This window comes from Helicobacter suis (assembly GCF_902196125.1).
GTDB lineage: Bacteria > Campylobacterota > Campylobacteria > Campylobacterales > Helicobacteraceae > Helicobacter > Helicobacter suis_B.
In genome coordinates this window covers 51,504-69,478 of the sequence record NZ_CABIKG010000009.1, presented here as the reverse complement: position 1 = coordinate 69,478, position 17,975 = coordinate 51,504, and the positions used below count along the sequence as shown (strand labels likewise).

The 17,975-nt window shown below is 39.9% G+C and carries 19 protein-coding genes; 14 read left to right on the top strand and 5 right to left on the bottom strand.

Translation table 11 applies throughout. The annotated features are described in order from the left end of the window. Positions 1 to 11: 11 nt before the first annotated feature. From lptA to mrdA, 4 genes are read left to right on the top strand one after another with little or no spacing between them, the layout of a single operon-like run. Positions 12 to 515: a lipopolysaccharide transport periplasmic protein LptA gene (gene lptA / locus G6Q00_RS04720; protein ID WP_205426505.1), complete on the top strand. Its 504-nt coding sequence runs from the start codon at positions 12 to 14 to the stop codon at positions 513 to 515. Continuing rightward, entirely contained in the window at positions 505 to 1,119 is a 615-nt protein-coding gene (yihA, locus tag G6Q00_RS04715) for a ribosome biogenesis GTP-binding protein YihA/YsxC (RefSeq protein WP_240330991.1), read from the top strand. The genes lptA and yihA overlap by 11 nt, the downstream gene beginning before the upstream one ends. Beyond that, positions 1,119 to 1,550 carry a hypothetical protein gene (locus G6Q00_RS04710; protein ID WP_163532229.1) on the top strand — a complete coding sequence of 144 codons (432 nt, stop codon included), beginning with the start codon at positions 1,119 to 1,121 and terminating at the stop codon, positions 1,548 to 1,550. The genes yihA and G6Q00_RS04710 overlap by 1 nt, the downstream gene beginning before the upstream one ends. Beyond that, positions 1,537 to 3,309 (top strand): penicillin-binding protein 2, encoded by a 1,773-nt coding sequence (gene mrdA, locus G6Q00_RS04705; protein WP_163532228.1) that lies wholly within the window; start codon positions 1,537 to 1,539, stop codon positions 3,307 to 3,309. The genes G6Q00_RS04710 and mrdA overlap by 14 nt, the downstream gene beginning before the upstream one ends. On the opposite strand, the gene serB is transcribed toward mrdA, so the two are convergent. From serB to G6Q00_RS04690, 3 genes are read right to left on the bottom strand one after another with little or no spacing between them, the layout of a single operon-like run. After that, on the bottom strand, positions 3,306 to 3,920 hold the full coding sequence (gene serB / locus G6Q00_RS04700) for a phosphoserine phosphatase SerB (protein ID WP_163532227.1): 615 nt from the start codon (positions 3,918 to 3,920) through the stop codon (positions 3,306 to 3,308). The genes mrdA and serB overlap by 4 nt on opposite strands. Further along, complete coding sequence (gene hypF, locus G6Q00_RS04695; protein ID WP_163532226.1) at positions 3,917 to 6,142, bottom strand: carbamoyltransferase HypF; 2,226 nt, start codon at positions 6,140 to 6,142, stop codon at positions 3,917 to 3,919. The genes serB and hypF overlap by 4 nt, the downstream gene beginning before the upstream one ends. Further along, positions 6,143 to 7,144 (bottom strand): agmatine deiminase family protein, encoded by a 1,002-nt coding sequence (locus G6Q00_RS04690; protein ID WP_163532225.1) that lies wholly within the window; start codon positions 7,142 to 7,144, stop codon positions 6,143 to 6,145. Between the two features lie 39 nt (positions 7,145 to 7,183). Here G6Q00_RS04690 and tsaD point away from each other — a divergent pair, with 39 nt between their 5' ends. The 4 genes from tsaD to G6Q00_RS04670 all read left to right on the top strand — a co-directional run bounded on the left by tsaD (position 7,184) and on the right by G6Q00_RS04670 (position 11,454). Further along, a complete protein-coding gene (gene tsaD / locus G6Q00_RS04685; protein ID WP_163532224.1) occupies positions 7,184 to 8,224 on the top strand; it encodes a tRNA (adenosine(37)-N6)-threonylcarbamoyltransferase complex transferase subunit TsaD in 1,041 nt (346 codons plus the stop codon). 217 nt (positions 8,225 to 8,441) lie between these two features. Continuing rightward, on the top strand, positions 8,442 to 10,052 hold the full coding sequence (locus G6Q00_RS04680; RefSeq protein ID WP_163532223.1) for a methyl-accepting chemotaxis protein: 1,611 nt from the start codon (positions 8,442 to 8,444) through the stop codon (positions 10,050 to 10,052). Between the two features lie 11 nt (positions 10,053 to 10,063). Next, positions 10,064 to 10,636 carry a ComF family protein gene (locus tag G6Q00_RS04675; RefSeq protein ID WP_240330995.1) on the top strand — a complete coding sequence of 191 codons (573 nt, stop codon included), beginning with the start codon at positions 10,064 to 10,066 and terminating at the stop codon, positions 10,634 to 10,636. A 233-nt stretch (positions 10,637 to 10,869) separates the two neighbouring features. Further along, complete coding sequence (locus tag G6Q00_RS04670; protein ID WP_163532221.1) at positions 10,870 to 11,454, top strand: hypothetical protein; 585 nt, start codon at positions 10,870 to 10,872, stop codon at positions 11,452 to 11,454. 377 nt (positions 11,455 to 11,831) lie between these two features. Here the strand turns inward: G6Q00_RS04670 and ispF are convergent, their stop codons facing one another. Beyond that, complete coding sequence (ispF, locus tag G6Q00_RS04665; protein WP_163532220.1) at positions 11,832 to 13,004, bottom strand: 2-C-methyl-D-erythritol 2,4-cyclodiphosphate synthase; 1,173 nt, start codon at positions 13,002 to 13,004, stop codon at positions 11,832 to 11,834. A 117-nt stretch (positions 13,005 to 13,121) separates the two neighbouring features. On the opposite strand from ispF, the gene thiC reads away from it, so the two are divergent. Then, positions 13,122 to 14,468, top strand: a complete 1,347-nt coding sequence (gene thiC / locus G6Q00_RS04660; RefSeq protein WP_163532219.1) for a phosphomethylpyrimidine synthase ThiC — start codon at positions 13,122 to 13,124, stop codon at positions 14,466 to 14,468. Here the strand turns inward: thiC and G6Q00_RS04655 are convergent. Further along, positions 14,465 to 14,821 carry a c-type cytochrome gene (locus G6Q00_RS04655; protein WP_163532218.1) on the bottom strand — a complete coding sequence of 119 codons (357 nt, stop codon included), beginning with the start codon at positions 14,819 to 14,821 and terminating at the stop codon, positions 14,465 to 14,467. The genes thiC and G6Q00_RS04655 overlap by 4 nt on opposite strands. Positions 14,822 to 14,889: 68 nt before the next feature. Here G6Q00_RS04655 and G6Q00_RS04650 point away from each other — a divergent pair, with 68 nt between their 5' ends. From G6Q00_RS04650 to apt, 5 genes are read left to right on the top strand one after another with little or no spacing between them, the layout of a single operon-like run. Then, positions 14,890 to 15,744, top strand: a complete 855-nt coding sequence (locus G6Q00_RS04650; RefSeq protein WP_205426504.1) for a bifunctional 5,10-methylenetetrahydrofolate dehydrogenase/5,10-methenyltetrahydrofolate cyclohydrolase — start codon at positions 14,890 to 14,892, stop codon at positions 15,742 to 15,744. A 20-nt stretch (positions 15,745 to 15,764) separates the two neighbouring features. Next, positions 15,765 to 16,637, top strand: a complete 873-nt coding sequence (lepB, locus tag G6Q00_RS04645; protein ID WP_163498884.1) for a signal peptidase I — start codon at positions 15,765 to 15,767, stop codon at positions 16,635 to 16,637. Continuing rightward, complete coding sequence (gene rpiB, locus G6Q00_RS04640) at positions 16,637 to 17,086, top strand: ribose 5-phosphate isomerase B (protein ID WP_163498883.1); 450 nt, start codon at positions 16,637 to 16,639, stop codon at positions 17,084 to 17,086. The genes lepB and rpiB overlap by 1 nt, the downstream gene beginning before the upstream one ends. Continuing rightward, a complete protein-coding gene (locus G6Q00_RS04635) occupies positions 17,080 to 17,412 on the top strand; it encodes a hypothetical protein (RefSeq protein ID WP_163498882.1) in 333 nt (110 codons plus the stop codon). The genes rpiB and G6Q00_RS04635 overlap by 7 nt, the downstream gene beginning before the upstream one ends. Positions 17,413 to 17,418: 6 nt before the next feature. Further along, on the top strand, positions 17,419 to 17,967 hold the full coding sequence (apt, locus tag G6Q00_RS04630) for an adenine phosphoribosyltransferase (protein WP_163532217.1): 549 nt from the start codon (positions 17,419 to 17,421) through the stop codon (positions 17,965 to 17,967). Positions 17,968 to 17,975 lie beyond the last annotated feature (8 nt).

The following is a 17,975-nucleotide window of genomic DNA, read 5'->3' as shown; positions in this document are numbered from 1 at the left end:
AGTTGTGTTGTATGCTACTTGTAGGCTTTATTTCTGCTTTGCCTCTTAAAGAAACTTTAGAGGTTACCGCTGATAAATTTTTAGCCAATGATTTAAAGAAAATCACCATTATTGAAGGGCATGTACACATCAAAAAGGGCAAAGATACGCTTGTAGCTAATAAAGTGATTATTTACACCAATGAAAAGCGCCAACCCACCCGATACGAAGCTTTTGGAGATGTTAAGTTTCATTTGTTTACCCAAGATGGGCGAGAAGTTGAGGGGCATTCTGATAAACTGGTTTATAACGCGCTTAAACAAGAGTACCGCCTCTTACAAAATGCTGTAGTTAATGAAATAGGCAAAGTCAACTCCATTAAGGGCGAGGAAATTATTCTAAGCAAAGAACATGGCTATGCAAATGTTTTAGGTAGCAAGGATAAGCCGGCTAGATTTGTCTTTGACATGGAAGATGTACAAAAAACGCAAAAGAAAGAAAAGGCCAAAAAGGCTAAGCAAAAACATGCCCATTAAAGTTTTAAAAACCCACTTTGTGCGATCTAGTGCGCGTCTGCAGGATTGTCCGCCCTCTAACATGGCTGAAGTGGCGTTTTTAGGCCGTAGCAATGTTGGCAAAAGTACCTTTATTAACCAGCTTTTAGAATGCAAGATTGCCAAAAGCTCAGCCACACCGGGCAAAACCAGAATGGCTAATTTTTTCACCACCACTTGGCAATTAAACCAAGAGGTGGTTAAATTTGGTTGTATAGATTTACCCGGATTTGGGTATGCCAAAGTCTCTAAGAGTTTAAAACAAGAATGGGAAGGTTTTTTATACACCCTTTTAAAGCAACGGGTGAGTATCAAATTATTTTTACACCTCATAGACTCCAGACACCCGCATTTAGAAATAGATACAACTCTGCAACAATTCTTAAAGAGTGTGATCAAGCCCGATCAGCAAATTATGCATGTTTATACCAAGTTTGATAAGCTAAATAGCCACGATCAACACGCCCTTTATTATAAAACCCCACATTTACTTGTCAGTACTCTAAAAATAGCAAGCTTGCCCCCTAAATTTGGATCTTTAAAGAGTATCCAACAAAGAGTAGTTGACTCTTTGTTAGGTCTATAATGCAAGCGCTCCCCTATTCTATTTATGGTTTGTGTTTTTATCTTTATAGCAATTTATGTAGCCTTTATCCTAGCTTACCTCCCCTGATTGGCTTTTTATTCATTCTATACAAAACACGAGAAACTCAGGAATATCAAGATCGCTATGTGGTGTGGATTTTTATCTGTCTTTTGCTCTTAGAGGCTATCCATCAAGAACCTCTAGGGTTTTTAATTTTACTTTTTATCCTCTATGAAGAATTAGCTATCAAGCGCTTATTAAGTGTTTTACAAGAACATATTTTATGGGACGCTTTCCACATTCTAGCTATTTATGTGCTTTACTTTACCCTACTCTCTTCTTTACACAACACTCCCTTAAAAGTGTGGGATTATCTTCTCTTTTGTAGCGTTTTAGAATTTGTACTATGGAGAATCTATGCAAAGTCTTAGACACCGCTTAACTTTAGGCTTTTTAGTGCTCGTGTGGGCGGTACTTTTATTGCGTATTTTTATCTTAACCATTAAGACTAATGATTACTTTGAACAGCTTGCCTTGCGCAACATGACTAAAAAAGAAATTTTAGTCCCCACGCGTGGGCTTATCATGGATAGACGCCACGAATTACTAGCTATCAATAAACTAGGTTTTAGCATTTCTCTAGCCCCTTCTCTTAAAAAAGACTCCCTACAAACCCAATTAGAATTTTTACAACACTACTTCCCCACCCTAGATATTCAAGATGCCCTAGAAAATTACCAGCGCCAAAATTCCTTTTACAACCACAACACAATCCCCATTTTAGATTTTGTCCCCTATGATAAAATGCAAACCCTCTACCCTAAACTTTTATTAAACCCCCAAATTTATATCACAGCAACTAACAAACGCCATTATCCTAATAACACCCTAGCCTCCCATGTGATTGGCTATCTAGGCGCAGCTGATAGCAAAGATTTACAAAGCGATCCAAAAAGCCAATACACCCACACCATAGGTAAAACAGGTTTAGAAAAGCAATATAACGATCTTTTACAAGGGGAAATGGGTTATAAGCTTGTGAGTGTCAATGCGCTTAACCAAGAATTAGAAGTGCTAAAAAGGCAAGAACCCAAGACAAATAATAATTTAATTTTGAGTTTAGATAAACGCTTGCAACAACGAGCCGATGCGCTTTTTGTAGACAAACGAGGGGCGTTAGTGGTGATGGATATACACACCGGAGAGATTTTAGCTGCCGGTAGTTATCCTGAATATAACCTCAATGAATTTATCGGAGGCATTAGTGTAGCTAATTGGAAGAATCTACAAGAGGATACTTACAACCCTTTATTAAACCGTTTTATTAATGGGCTATATCCGCCCGGATCGGTGGTGAAAATGGGTTCGGCCTTAAGTTTTTTAGAATATCTCCCCATTAGCGAAAAAACAGAGATTCCCACCCCCGCTTATATTGAAGTGGGCAAACGCAAGTTTAGAGATTGGAAACCCGGAGGGCATGGAGAAAGTAATTTATACAAGGCCATTAAAGAGTCTGTAGATGTTTATTTTTATAAATTTGCTTTAGATATTTCTATTGAAAATCTAGCTAAAACCTTAAGACAAATGGGATTTGGGAAAAAAACAGGGATAGATTTGCCTAATGAATTTGTCGGAATCTTGCCCGATCCTAGCTGGAAAATGAAACGCTTTGGAGATGTGTGGAATACGGGCGATACTTTAATCACCTCCATAGGTCAGGGCTCTTTTTTAGCCACCCCTATACAAGTGGCCAATTACACCGCCTTAATTGCCTCAGGTAAGCTCCCAACCCCTCACTTTTTTTTAAAAGGCCAATTTCTTGTTAAAGATGTGTTAAATGCTTTTGAAAAATCTAAACTAAGTGCCTTGCGTCAGGGCATGTATGAGGCTTGTAGCACACAGGGGGGGACGGCTTATTATAGTACGCGAGGGGTCAAGGTGGCTTTGGCTTGTAAGACGGGTACGGCTCAGGTTGTAGAAATTGATCAAAGCACTAAAACCCGCATTAAAGAACAAGACATGGAGTATTTACACCGCTCCCATGCTTGGATCACCGCCTTTTTACCCTATAAAAAACCTAAATATGTGATCACTATTTTAGTTGAACATGGAGGCGGGGGGAGTAAAAACGGGTTTATCCTTAAAGAAATGGCCAATGCTTTAGTAGAATTAGGCTATATCAAACCCTAAACATACTCTAAAATTTCGCGTAAATCTGTTGTTTGAGCCACGATCTTAGCAGCTTTCTTGACAATTTCTTTAGCATTAAAGGCAATACTTAAATTAGCTAAGCCAAACATACCAATATCATTAGCCCCATCTCCGATCACTAAAGTCTGCTTAACTTTTAATAGACCCTGTAAACTCTGCAAAAGTTCAAATTTAGAATCACTACGCATCATCGGGCCACTTACTTGCCCATTTAACACGCCCTTTTCTACATGTAAAGTGTTGCTAAAATCCCCGTCTAACTTTAACTTCTCTTTAAAAAATGAGGTGGCTAATCTAAAGCCCCCACTAAAACACACCACCTTATAACCCCGTGTTTGTAAACCGGATACCACTTCATAAGCCCCCTGCTGTAAAGGCAAGTTTTCACAAATGCTTTTAGCTTCTTTAAAATCCATGCCCTTTAAACACGCCACACGGCAAATCAAACTCTCATAAAAATCTATTTTCCCCTCCATAGCCTTTTGTGTGATTTCTTTAATTTTTGCGCCTGTTTTGTAAGCTTGAGCCAAAACCTCTAAAGTCTCAGCTGCAATTAAAGTTGAATCAAAATCAAATACCGCTAGTTTCATGGGTTGCTCCTAAACTTTAAATTAGCTAGAAAATGTACCTGTCCAAAGGCTAAACTTGCATCACTACAAGGCAAGAGTTTAGGTAGAAAAAAGGGGTGGTTTTTAAATAAATTGCTAATGCATTCGCATAAAAGGCGGTTTAAAAACACCCCCCCTCCAAAGAGTATGGGCAGTTTATAAGATTGTGCTAGATTAAAGGCTATATGGGCTAGGGTGTTATGGAATTTTCTAGCCACCAGCGCATACTTTTTTTGTAAAATCTCGCTTTGTATTTCCTCTAACATAGAGGCATAAAGGATTTTTTGATCATAGATTTTAAAAGAATAATGCGCATCACTTAGCACACTTCTTGCCAAACTCTCTAATTGCATCGCCGCTTGCCCCTCATAGGTATTAAGTGCACCCACACCACAAAAGGCAGCAATGGCATCAAAAAGGCGGCCTAAAGAAGTGGTAGAACACACTTGGATTTGTTTATCTAACATGTTTTGAAGAGTGAGAGCATGGGGAATTTTAAGGCTTTCTAATAAATCTGTTAAATGGTACTGATAGGCTAAGGCATAACCCAGTACTTTAGAATCTTTAATAAGCCGCTCTGATTGAGGGATCAAAAAATTTTTCAAAGATAAAATCCGCTTAACTTGCCAAGATTTTTTAAAACATGCTTTAAAAACCTCACAGCCCCATAACTCTTGATTTGTTCCAAGCCCAAATCCATCGGCAATAAAACCTAAAAGCTCCACTCCCTCCCTAAGTTTGTGTTCTAATTCCCATTCTGCTAATAGCGCGTGGAAATGGGCTCTATGGTGTTGGATAGGCATTAATTTAGCTTTATTTAAAGCCATTTTCTGTCCTATTTGACTAGAAATATATCTAGGGTGTTTATCTATACCAATACTTTCAGGTTGCCCGTATAATTTTATGTAAAAATCTAGCGTGTTTTTATAATGCTCAATACTAGCTACGCTGTCTAAAGAGCCCAAATCCGGCACTACCAAAGCTTTATCTTGGTGTGCAAAACACAAACTTGCCTTATTATGCGCACCCATGCCAATGAAAAAAGATTTAGCTTTCATGTTCAAATAAAGAGGGGCTAGACCTCTGGCTAGACGCACAATCCCCATTTCTTGCCCCACACAGCGCATAATACTATCATCAATGCCATGTACTATAGGGCGGTTGTGATCTAAAATATACTTTAGGGGCAATTTAGCCTGCAGATTTTTTAAATCTGTAATAATAGGCTCACCCTTTAAATTTGCGCTAGTAAAAACAAGCGATCCACAGGCGCGTGTTAGTAGATAATGCAGCCCGCTATAGGGTAAGATCACGCCTAGACTATCTAAATTAGGCGCTAAATGATCAAAGTAGCTATCTTTTTTAAGAGCTAGCACAATGGGAGCTATCGCTGAGCTAAGAGTCTTGTATTCTAAAGGGCTTAAATGCACAATTTCTAAGGCTTTTTCTAAAGAGGGTAACATCATCGCTAAAGGCTTAAACGGCCGTGCTTTGATTGTACGAATAATTTGTACAGCTTCTTTATTATCCGCTTGACACACCAAAGCAAAGCCCCCAATGCCCTTTAAGCCCACCACTTCCCCGGCTAAAATAGCCTCAATAGCTTTTTCTAGGGGTTTTTTTATATGTTTGCCTTTAGGATCATAAAAGATCAGAGAAATAGGACAATTTGGGCAAGAAAGGCTTTGGGCAAAGAAACGGCGGCTAGAGGGATTTGTATAATCCTCTTGACAGGCTGTACACATTTTAAAGGCATGCATAGAGGTATGGGCGCGATCATAGGGTAAACTTTTTAATAAACTAAATCTAGGCCCACAATGTGCGCAAGCAACAAAAGGATAATTAAAAAAGCGGCTTGAGGGGTCGTTAAAATCTTTTAAACACGCCTCACAAATGGCTAAATCTAACGGTAAAGTATCTTGTAGGCTTAGGCGTGGGGATAGACTAGGGGCAATGATAAATTCTTTTGTTTTTAGAGGGGGGTGGTTGTGGTGTTCTATGTGGCTGATATAAGCTTTATGGGGTAATTGAGTTTTTAAAGCCTGTAAAAAGGCAGATAATAGCGCTTTTTCTAGTACCACCTCCACCCGCCCACCTATATTTCGTACAAAGCCATGCGCGCCTAATTGCTTAGCTAATTTATAAACAAAGGGCCTAAAACCCACCCCCTGTACCCCTCCACTAATAATAATTCTGGCATGCATTCAATAAAGTTGCATCGTAGCGCAGTGTAAGCTCCCATTTTCTCTAATGAGTATGGAGCAATCAATGCCAACTACTTCTAATTGGCTGTACTTCTCTAAAATTTTCATAGCAATTGTATCGGCTGGATCGTCATAAGTGGGGACAAATAACACCCGTTGCCCCCCGCTATTGGCAAATAAAAAATTAGCATAGGTAGCAGGTAGCCGTCTGTCTTGATAGTACTTAGGGCGCGGACTAGGTAGGGGGATTAGACGATAAGATTGCCCTTCAAGAGTTCTAAACTCTTTTAATTGTTGTTCCATTTGCTTTAAAGGCTGGTAATGTGAATCGTTTGTATCATTACAAGAAATATAGGCGATGGTTTGTGGGTCTAAAAAGCGCGCGAGAGTATCAATATGCCCATCTGTATCATCACCCTTTAAAGGCGGCGTATCTAGCCATAAAATACGCTCTAAACCTAGCTCTTGTTTAAGAATTGCGCTTAATTTATCAGCTTCTATATTAGGGTTACGCTTAGAATCTAGTAAGCATGTTGCATTAACAAGCAAAGTCCCTGCTCCATCGCTTTCTACACTCCCCCCCTCTAAAACCAGATTAACAGAGCGCAAGGGGTGTTTTAATAATCCCTTTTGGGCTAATTTTATGCTAACAGTGTTATCTAAATTAGCCGGATACTTCCCCCCCCACCCATTAAAAATAAAATCTAAATAAAGCAAGACCCCATTAGTTTCTACGCATAAAGGCCCAAAATCGCGTACCCAAGTGTCGTTATATTCGGCTAAAACAATTTGTACCTGCCCTAGACGCGCTAGGCGATCTTGGGCTTGTGTATCGCTTGGGTGTACACAAACTAAGACTTGTTGGTATTTAGAAAGCGCACAAATGCAGTTATAAAAACTATCCTGTGCTTGCTCTAAATACGCCCCCCAATCGCTAGCAATATGGGGAAAAGCGATTAAAATAGCGCGTTGTTCCTCCCACTCAGCCTTAAACCGCTTCACCTCAACCTCCAAAAACTTTTAGCATGCTATTATATCCTAATGGTTTTAAGCATTGAAAGCAGTTGTGATGATTCTTCTTTAGCATTAACTTGCCTACAAAGTAGCCAACTCTTATGGCATGCCAAAATCTCTCAAGAGAGCACGCATAGCCCTTATGGAGGCGTTGTACCTGAACTAGCCTCACGCTTGCATGCAATCAATTTACCCACACTCTTAGAAAAAGCAAAGTCTTTTTTAAATCAAAAGGGGCATTCTTTTAGTAATCTTAAAGCTATCGGGGTGAGTACTTGCCCGGGTCTTAGTATCACGCTTTTAGAAGGGCTAATGATGGCTAAAACTTTAGCGCTAGGTTTACAAATCCCCCTTATTAGTGTTGATCATCTCAAAGGGCATTTATATTCACTCTTTATTAATAAGCCCCAAGCCCAGTTTCCTTTAAGCGCGCTACTTGTCTCTGGAGGGCATACTTTACTCTTAGAGTGTAATAGCCACACGGATATAAAAATCATCGCTAAAAGCTTAGATGATAGTTTAGGCGAAAGCTTTGATAAGGTTTCTAAAATGCTAGGTTTGGGTTATCCCGGGGGCCCCATTGTTGAAAACTTAGCGCGTTTCTGTTTGAATAGTGATGCTTTAGATTTTCCGCTTCCTCTTAAGAATCATAACAATCTAGCCTTTAGTTTTTCGGGTTTAAAAAATGCTGTCCGCTTAGCTATTTTGGAGCAAAAAGAGCAGGGGGAACTTTCAGAAATATTTAAAGCGCGGGTGTGTGCGGGTTTTCAAAAAAAAGCGTGTGCGCATTTATTGCGGGTTTTAAGGAATTACTTTACCCAAAAAGAAGTACGCACCTTTGGTTTAGTAGGCGGGGTGAGTGCAAATTTATTTATCCGTCAAGCCATTGAAGAGCTTTGTCAAGAGTTTCAGATTCAATTAAAACTTGCGCCTTTGGAATTTTGTAGCGATAATGCGGCCATGATTGGGCGTTGTTGTGTACAGAGTTTTAAACACCAAGAATTTGCCCATTTACAAAGTTTAGACATTTGCCCGCACACTTCTTTACCCTATGTGGGCAAAACATAGTTTTGACATACTCCCCGCGCTCAAAGCTAGGGAATTCTGGGATCATCAAGGTTTGCCCGCTAGGCGGTCTTACAACCTCTACTCCAAGAGTTGAGCCCTCACTCATAGCGGACATTATAACGCAAAAACGCCTTAATCTGCTTAGCAAGCTTGCGGGCTTTACGGCGTAGTGATAATTTTTTGCTATCATAGCAACTTGTATTGCTTACAATAGGAGATGCCTGTGTTAGAAATGTTAAGTAGCTCTCGGACTAGAACTGTGATCTATCTAGTTGTTCTTTTAGGTCTCTTTACTTTTTTTATTTTCACGATCGTCAAGCGCGATTATGCTAATCTGACAGAAATACAGGCCCGAATGGTAGCCCAGAGTATTAATAGCTCAATTATCAATACCATAGTACAGGCTATCACAGTGGGTACAACTAAGGCGATCTATAAAGCCATTGATGATAGCAATAAATTACCCGGGGTAGAAATGAAGTTTTATCCCGGAGAACCAGATATCCGCCTCTTTGGATTAAACCAAAGCTTTACAAAAGACCCTAGAGTGTTAAAGTTTTTTAAAAATCCAAAATTACCCCAAGAGGTTTTTATGCATGGGGAAGGGGAAAATAAAAAAGTGGTGGTACTCCAGCCTTTAGTAGGCGATGCGCAATGTGTGAGTTGCCACACCAATAACAAGCCCGGGGACATGATTGGGGTAATGGAGGTTAAACTTTCTTTGAAAGAATCTTATAACAATGCTAAGTCCTTTAGTTCTAAAACTTTAATTTGGATGATAGGCATTTCTTTAGCAATTACTATTCTACTTGTAGTTGTCGTACAAATAAATGTCATTGAACCACTTGCTCGTTTTAGAGATACGGCTAAAGATCTCGTTTCCTCTAAAGAGGCAGATTTAACCAAGCGCTTAAATATCAAAACTAGAGATGAAATTGGGATTGTAGCTGGCTTTATTGATCAATTCTTTGATAAGATCGCAGAGATTGTCCGTATTGGTAAGCAAATTGTTACAGATAATAGCCACACAGGTAAATCTTTGCAAGAATCAGCCGCAACTTTAAGACAAACGGCAGTAAGAGAATTAGACGCTGTAGAAAGTCTTAAAAAGATTAACCGCGAGGTGGAGGAAAATTTGCAGCTAGCACAAGGTAACTTAGGCGAAACCATTACTAATTTGGATACAACCGATGTAACTCTTAATGAGTTTATCGCCAAAATCCAAAATTCTGTAGATTTAATTCTAGCTTCCGCACAAGGCCAACAAGAAATTGCCACCGATTCAACCGCACTTGTCCAGCATGCCACTGAAATAAAAAGCGTACTTTCAATTATTGAAGAAATTGCCAATCAAACTAATTTATTAGCCCTCAATGCCGCCATTGAAGCGGCTAGAGCTGGCGAGCATGGGCGCGGGTTTGCGGTGGTGGCTGATGAAGTGCGCAATCTAGCTAGTAAAACCCAAAAATCTTTAGGCGAGATCACAGCAATGGTGAATATGGTAACCCAAAGTATTGAAAGCATGGGCGAGAGAGTACAAAACATTGCCACCCAGTCTAAAGAGGTTTCTGATAAAACTTCACTTTTAATTGAGGATGCTAAAAATGCTAAGGATAATTTGACTTTAACTAAGCAAAAATCCCAAGATACGGTGAATCAAAATAAAACGGTTCTAGCCAAAATGGAAGAATTAGGTCAGGTGATTAATAATTTTTCTAAAATCTTTACAGAAGTGAAGGAAATACGCAAAAGTCTGGAGGATTACAACACGCAAATGATTACAAAGAACCAAGAATTAGAGAAAGAATTTAATAAATTTAAAGTCTAGCCTTGCGCTGTATGTTGTGTCTAGCATGGACTAGACCCTTTAGCCTTCTTTGTAAGCGTTGTTATGAGGATTTGCCTCTTGTCTTTCAAACCCAAGTTATACATGGCTTGCCGGTTTATAGTTTCTATCTTTATGATGAGATAGAAATGCTTCTTAAAAGCAAATACAAGACACTAGGTAGCCGTATTTTAACTTTGCTTTCTCAAAGAGCGCGGGAGTATTTTTATACCCATTACACTTTTAAATCCTCCCCCCTTTATGCCTTGCCCATTGATGATCATGTCAAAAGAGGCTATTCGCATACAGCTATCATTGCCCGCACCTTTTGTCAAAAAGAACTTAAAAATCACTGTAGGGTAGTTTATAATAAACTCATGGCTAAATCTAATATTAGCTATGCTGGAACGAGTTACCAATTTAGACAAGAACACAAAAAAGATTTTGTTTTTAAAGCAAACCCCAATCTTGATTATTTTCTAGTTGATGATGTGCTCACTACGGGTAGTACGATGCAAGAGGCTATCAAGACCGTAATAGAATCTGGAGCGCGCGTAATTTTTGCCTTAGTGTTGGCTAAGGTTTAGTGTAAGTGTTTGATCTAGCCAAAAAGCAATAAATGCGTTTGCACGGGATTTTGCCAAAAACATTAAAATCTTAAAAGTTAATCACAGAAGTTTGGATTAGCACATTAGATTTTGTGTGATAAGCGCGGGTTTTGTTAAAGATTACCTTAAGGCAATAAATCTTACAATGAAGTTCATTGCTTAGTAGTGAGAGGATACAACAAAATTCACTCCCTCTAAAGAAAGGATTTCACATGGATATTCATGATCCAAAAAACCCCAACAACCCAGCATATTATGTTGATAAATGTACTGTAGCAGGTCTTACAAAATGCGGTCTTGATTCAATATATAGTATGAAATATGGTGCTTTACCAGAGGTTCATTTGCAACAAATGCAAAGGGATATGAAAACTGTGTACAATAACCAAGTACATACGGCTAAAACGGTTCAACGGTTAAGTCAACAGGTGAAGGACTTACAGCGTAAAATAAGAAATTTCACAAAGCCTTACATCACTAGCGCATTGCCAGAGATGAAGGAAGAGAATAGAAGGTTAGCTAAGTTCCCCCTACTTTGTGATGGTCAGAGAGTTACCAGTTTAGAACAACTCAGAGAACATTTTAATCTCTTAGATGTGTTAGAACATTACAAAACAGGCCACTTACAGCGTTGGCTTAAATCGCGTGGGCTTACAAGCCAGCTAGAGAAGATAGGGGCTATTAAAACATCACAGGATGTAGAAATTTTAAGCGCGCTGTGCCTTGTATTTGAGATAGAAGCAGATAAGCAGATGATCCAAGAGGTGTTAGAAAGCCACAAAAATATTACAGAATAAAGAGACGCTCAAAGCAGAGACTAGGACATTCTAGGACATTTAAAACATGGGTGCAAACCTTGAGCAAAGCGATCTCAACTCCCCCCGCTTAAATGCATCGGCGAGAACCTATTCATCACCCGCACTTTAAAATTCAGCGACGATTACCTTGATGACTTTGGTAGTAACGGCGAAATATTCTATATAGAACTTGATCTCTAAAAAATCCCAGTCTACAGATTTAACCGCTAATTCTAAGTTGTAAAGACCTAGCTCTTTACATACGCGCTTGATTGGCTAGTTAGCAAGTGGGGGCTATTTTGTTTGTAGTTTTTTATATTTTATTAGTATAACCTCTATTTCTACTTGAGATTAAATAGCAAGGGTGGCTTGTAATCTCACTGATAAATAACACTTAAGGCACTCATTTGAACCAATACCTGCGCGCCTACCCCCTCTTTTCTCCCGATAAATCCTAGCCCCTCAAAAGTGGTGGCCTTCAAATTGATCGCCCTTTTATTTAAATGTAATAGATCAGCTAAGCGCGATTTAATTGCCCCTCTATAAGGCGCTATTTTGGGTTTATCCGCCAAAAGGGTACAATCAATGCCCTCTATAGTATGCCCCATTCCTCGTGCTAAATGATAAATCTGGGTGAGCATTAAACTTGAATCCATGTTTTTAAAGCGCGGGTCTTGATCGCTAAAGTACATGCCAATATCCACGCCTTTAATCGCCCCTAAAATTGCATCTATGAGGGCATGTAAGAGTACATCTCCATCGCTATGGGCTTTAAACCCTTGTTCTTTGCTGTCTTTGGAATCAATAAGAACACCGCCTATTTTCATGGGTTTATTGGCCTCAAATCCATGTATATCAAATCCTAAACCGGTATGAGTTGTCAAACAAGTAGTATAGGGGGGTAAATCCTGAGCAAAGGTGAGTTTATGCAAATCTAAACTACCCTCTATATAAACAACCTGCCCTCCACTGCTTAAAAGAGCACTACTCTCATCGCTAAAATTTCCCTTGTTATAAGCTTCTTTTAACTTTTCTGTCCGGCAAATCTGGGGGGTTTGTACATGCAAAGTGTGGGTGCGATCTAGTGGGGTGTAGCCTTGCTGGTTTAAAACCATCGTATCAGAGGCACTTAAAGCTGGGGCGATGCCATCTAATTTAACTTGGCTTTTAAAGCGATCTAAAAGCTTTAAAAACATCTGTGCCCCCCCTTTAAAACGCGCCACATCGCTTACCACTACAAAGGGGGTTTGTACTAATTTAAGCGCATTTAGTACCGACTCTTGGCGACTCTTCCCCCCTAAAATGACACTAAGTTCTAAATCCTCTAAAGCTTGTTTAATATAAATTTGCTCTAAAGAGTTACTAACCACTAAAAAAATCTGCTCAAAACAATCCAAAGCCTTAAAATCTCTATATACTTTCTCCCATAAAGGCAATCCTTGATATATCCACCATTGCTTTTTAATGGGAGGTAATTTGGGGGGCAAGCTTTGTATAAAGCGACTACTAGAACCTGCAGCAAGTAAAATCAGCGAAAAATTTTGATTCAAAACAATCCTAAGATAAAAATTGAAAGATTCTAGCTATTTAAAATTAATAAGAATTCTTAAGCCTATATTCAAGCGCTTTTGCTAGTGTGTTGCTTTTCTAAATATGAAGGAGAGCGCATGCGCAATTATCTAGCTAAAAGAAGTAAGGATTTAATTAAAACCCAACTACACTACGCTAAAAAAGGAATCATTACAGAGGAAATGGCTTATATCGCTAATATAGAAGAGATAAGCCCAGAGCAGGTGCGATCTGAGGTAGCGCGCGGCAGACTGATTATTCCGGCTAATATAGAGCATAGCAATTTAGAGCCTATGGGTATAGGTATTGCATTAAAAACTAAGATTAATGCTAACATCGGTAGCTCGGCTATTATCCACTCTACAGAGGAGGAGGTAGAAAAACTCCGCGTGGCTATTAAATACGGGGCAGATACGGTGATGGATCTTTCTACCGGCGGGGATTTAGATACAATCCGCGCAGAAATTATTAAGGCCTCTTCTGTGCCTATTGGAACCGTGCCGATGTATCAGATTTTACACGATGTGAACAACGATGTGATGCAATTAGACATTGATACAATGTTAGGGGTGTTAGAAAAACAGGCTAAACAGGGGGTAAGTTATTTTACGATTCATTGCGGGTTTTTGCTTGAGCATATGCCCTTTGTAAGTCAGCGCAAAATGGGGATTGTGAGCCGTGGGGGGAGCTTAATGGCCTCTTGGATGATGCACTATCACAAACAAAACCCCTTTTATAGCGCCTTTGATGAGATTTTAGCCATTTGCCAAAAGTATGATGTGAGTTTGAGTTTAGGCGATTCTTTGCGCCCCGGCTGCTTAGCTGATGCTAGCGATGCAGCACAATTTGCTGAGCTAAAAGTTTTAGGAGAGTTGGCTAAACGCGCCTATGAAAAAGATGTGCAGGTGATGATTGAGGGACCTGGACATGTACCCTTAAATCAAATTGAGCGCAATGTAAAATTACAAAAGGAGCTATGCAACCACGCCCCTTTTTATGTTCTAGGGCCTTTGGTTACAGATATTGCAGCTGGTTATGATCACATCGCTAGCGCGATTGGGGCATGCGTGGCGGCGTGGAAAGGGGTGGCGATGCTTTGCTATGTTACGCCTAAGGAGCATTTGGGCTTGCCCAATGCAAGAGATGTACGGGAGGGGATTTTAGCCTATAAAATTGCTGCCCATGCAGCCGACATTGCGCGAGGTAGGATCAATGCTAGAGTGCGCGATGATTTGATGAGCGATGCGCGCTATGCCTTTGAGTGGAATAAACAGTTTGAACTTGCCCTTGATCCTGATCGTGCCAAAGAATACCACGATGAGGCGCTACCCCAAGATGTTTTCAAAGAAGCGGAGTTTTGCTCTATGTGTGGGCCTAAGTTTTGTAGCTATAAGGTGAGCCAAGATATTTTTAAAAATTACCAAAAAGAGAGTAATAAAGCTTAATCTTTTTTGCTATGGGTGGAGGTGATGTAGTAGTAAATGGCGCGGATTTCATCAGGGGTTAGATTGTAGCGAGGCATGATGGATTTGCCGCTAAAAAGGGCTTTTGAAAAGCGCTCAAAATCAAGGTTATAAATGGGAGGGGCTTTAAAAATCCTCTCTTGGTTATTGGCTGTGGTGTAGCGGGTGATGATTTTCTCCTCGCCTAGTTCTCCGTGGCACTTAGCACAGCTAATATTGCGCGGGTTGTGATAAAGCTCCTTGCCGTACTCTAAAAGCGTGATAAAACTATCATCTTGCGTGCTGGCCTTAATAAACATGAAAAAACTTAGTAAAAAGCTTAAGAAATAATACAAGTTCTGCCTTTCAAAAAAGTTTTTCAAAAAACTTTGATTATAATAGCGCAAAAATTTGGTTGGGGTTAATGGTTTTATTAGACGGGCAAGCGCTTGCTAATTTAAGAGAAAAAGAGTTATGCCAAGAAGTAGAAAAATTACATACAAAGATACGCCCAACTTTAGCCGTGATCTTAGTGGGGCAAGATGTGGCTAGTGTGTTGTATGTAAACATGAAAGCTAAGGCTTGTAAACGCGTGGGGATTATTTGCATACTCCAAACTTTAGAGGAACAAACCACCCAAGAAATGCTTTTAGAGATCATTAGAGAGCATAATCAAAACCTAGAAGTACATGGAATTTTAGTCCAACTGCCCCTACCTAAACACATTGATACAAGGCGCATAATTGAGGCGATCAATCCGTGTAAAGATGTAGATGGCTTTCACCCTCTAAATGTGGGGCGGGTATACTCTAATAGTTTATGCGCGGGCTTTTTACCCGCTACAGCTATGGGAGCAATAGAGCTTTTAAAGCATTATGAGATTGAGATAAAGGGTAAAGATGTGGTTATTATAGGGGCGAGTAATATTGTGGGTAGACCATTAGCTTCTTTAATGCTTAATGCGGGGGCAAGTGTGAGTATATGCCATATTCTTACAAAAGATTTAAGCCTTTATACTAAGCGAGCAGATATTATTTGTGTGGGTGTGGGCAAACCTAAATTACTCCGCGCGGATATGGTTAAACAGGGGGTGGTGGTGGTAGATATTGGGATTAATAAAGAGGGGGGTAAAGTAGTAGGAGATGCAGACTTTGAGGGGTTAAAAGACAAGGTTAGTTATATGACGCCTGTACCTAAGGGTGTGGGGCCTATGACCATTGTTTGCTTACTACAAAATACGATTCTAGCGGCTAAAGAACAAATAGGGGTGGGGGCTTAAATTATATTGCAAGGGTAGATATGGGTATATTGCAGGCATTGCGCCGTTTTATCATGAGTTGGACGGGTACGGTTGTTTTAGTGTTACTGGCTATCTTTTTTGTAGCCCAAGCTTTTGTGATTCCTTCGCGCTCTATGGTGGGTACACTTTATGAGGGCGATATGCTCTTTGTGAAAAAATTTAGTTATGGCATTCCTATCCCGCGTTTGCCTTGGTTAGATATTCCACTGCTGCCTGATTTTAAGGGCAATGGGCATCTTTTTGAGGGAAAGAGACCTGAGCGCGGGGAGGTGGTGGTTTTTATTCCGCCAACTAATAAGGGCTATTATGTCAAACGGCTTTTTGCGGTAGGAGGCGATGAGGTGGTGTTTAACCAAGAGGGTTTTTATCTGCACCCAGTAGAGAGTGAAACAGATCCAAAGTACATTACAACACATTTTCCCAACCACCAAACAAAGCAATTTTTAGGTAAAGATTTTGTCTTTGCACCCTATGCAGATAAACATTTGGGGATTTTTTATAGCAAGAATAACCAAACTTTTAACATCATGGAAGCCATTTATGCGCACCAAATCCTTAATTTGCCCGGGATTAGCATGCAACTAGTTGATCACGACGGGGAAAATATCTTTTATGTTAAAGTTGAAAAAGATCACTTTTTTATGATCGGGGATAATCGTGATGATAGCAGCGATTCGCGCTTTTGGGGGAGTGTGCCCTATAGCCATATTGTGGGTACCCCTTGGTTTGTTTATTTTAGTCTTAATCTTACTAATAGTATTGAGGCTGGCAAGGGCTCTAAAAATATCTTTACGGTTCGCTGGAAGCGCATGTTTAAAACTCTAGCAGGTTTAGAAAGCCAACTAGAGCAACGCCATGTACAGGAGGATTAGTGCAAGAATTTGTGGTACTGGGTTGTGATCATGCAGGGCTAAACTTAGCGGCATTTATACAAGATTTTTTACAAGAAAAGCAGGCTTTGCTAAAGGTTTACAAACCAGAAAAGGGGCAATCTGTAGATTATCCAGATTTTGCTAAACAAGTGGCTAAAGACCTTTTAAAAGATATGCAAAACCTTAAGGGGGTACTTGTGTGTGGGAGCGGAATAGGCATGAGCATGGCGTGTAATAAGATACCGGGCATGCGTGCGGCTTTATGCACGGATGCTTACATGGCTAAAATGGCAAGATTGCACAATGATGCTAATGTGCTCTGTTTAGGGCAAAATGTGGTGGGTTTTGGAGTGGCGCAGAGTATTTTAGAGGCGTTTTTGAGTACAGATTTTGAGGGCGGGCGGCATGCTAGGCGGGTGGCTAAAATAGAGGAGATGTTTAAGTGCTAGCCCAATGGATGCTAGTTACTCTTATTATTTTATTTGCCTGTTACATGGCGGTGCGTACCTTTTTTTACCGCTCAGTGGCCAAAAAGCAGGAAAAATACACCGCGTCTATGAAACTCACTTTACAGGAGGCAGAAGTTTTGATCCAAAAATACCAGCTACAATTACAGCGATCTTTAGGCAATATTGATATTCTCACCCATGAGATGAATGCGCTTAAAGATGAGGTTAAAGTTTTAAAGCAAAGAAATGCCCAGTACCGCTTAGAAACAGATAAATATAAATCTCGTATCCGCGAATTAGAACAAAAAATTGAAGCCTTATTGTGAGAAAACATGTTTAGTCAGAAATTAAAAGCCCAACTCAAAGAAGAGATTCGAGAGATTAAAGATCACCCCCAAAAGGGGATTTTATTTAAAGACATCACCCCGCTTTTAAGCCACCCGGTTTTATTTGCAACCCTTATTGATGCACTTAAAGATCGCTATAAACTCTACAACATTGATTTTGTGGTAGGGATTGAAGCTAGAGGCTTTATTTTAGGCGCGGCTTTAGCTTATGCTCTACAAGCCGGTTTTGTACCCATTCGTAAAAAAGGCAAATTGCCCTACCATACTTTGAGTGCAAAATACTGCCTAGAATACGGGCAAGATTGCGTAGAAATCCATAGCGATGCGTTTAGAGAGCTTAAAAGTGCCCATGTGATTCTCATAGATGATCTTATCGCCACTGGAGGTACGGCTCTTGCTAGTTTAGAGTTGTTAGAAAAACTCCAAGCCAAATGTATAGAAGCTTGTTTTTTGATCGCGCTTAGAGATTTAGAGGGGTTGTCTAAAGTTGCTGAAAAGATCAGTGTCTTTAGCGTTTTAGAGTATGAAAGATAAAAGGGGCT

Coding starts and splice junctions, on each gene's coding strand:
- G6Q00_RS04650 (WP_205426504.1), top strand. CDS start 14,890: ATGGTTTTATTAGACGGGCAAGCGCTTGCTAATTTAAGAGAAAAAGAG.
- G6Q00_RS04675 (WP_240330995.1), top strand. CDS start 10,064: ATGTTGTGTCTAGCATGGACTAGACCCTTTAGCCTTCTTTGTAAGCGT.
- mrdA (WP_163532228.1), top strand. CDS start 1,537: ATGCAAAGTCTTAGACACCGCTTAACTTTAGGCTTTTTAGTGCTCGTG.
- G6Q00_RS04670 (WP_163532221.1), top strand. CDS start 10,870: ATGGATATTCATGATCCAAAAAACCCCAACAACCCAGCATATTATGTT.
- thiC (WP_163532219.1), top strand. CDS start 13,122: ATGCGCAATTATCTAGCTAAAAGAAGTAAGGATTTAATTAAAACCCAA.
- serB (WP_163532227.1), bottom strand. CDS start 3,920: ATGAAACTAGCGGTATTTGATTTTGATTCAACTTTAATTGCAGCTGAG.
- apt (WP_163532217.1), top strand. CDS start 17,419: ATGTTTAGTCAGAAATTAAAAGCCCAACTCAAAGAAGAGATTCGAGAG.
- lepB (WP_163498884.1), top strand. CDS start 15,765: ATGGGTATATTGCAGGCATTGCGCCGTTTTATCATGAGTTGGACGGGT.
- hypF (WP_163532226.1), bottom strand. CDS start 6,142: ATGCATGCCAGAATTATTATTAGTGGAGGGGTACAGGGGGTGGGTTTT.
- G6Q00_RS04710 (WP_163532229.1), top strand. CDS start 1,119: ATGCAAGCGCTCCCCTATTCTATTTATGGTTTGTGTTTTTATCTTTAT.
- G6Q00_RS04680 (WP_163532223.1), top strand. CDS start 8,442: ATGCCTGTGTTAGAAATGTTAAGTAGCTCTCGGACTAGAACTGTGATC.
- yihA (WP_240330991.1), top strand. CDS start 505: ATGCCCATTAAAGTTTTAAAAACCCACTTTGTGCGATCTAGTGCGCGT.
- tsaD (WP_163532224.1), top strand. CDS start 7,184: ATGGTTTTAAGCATTGAAAGCAGTTGTGATGATTCTTCTTTAGCATTA.
- lptA (WP_205426505.1), top strand. CDS start 12: ATGCTACTTGTAGGCTTTATTTCTGCTTTGCCTCTTAAAGAAACTTTA.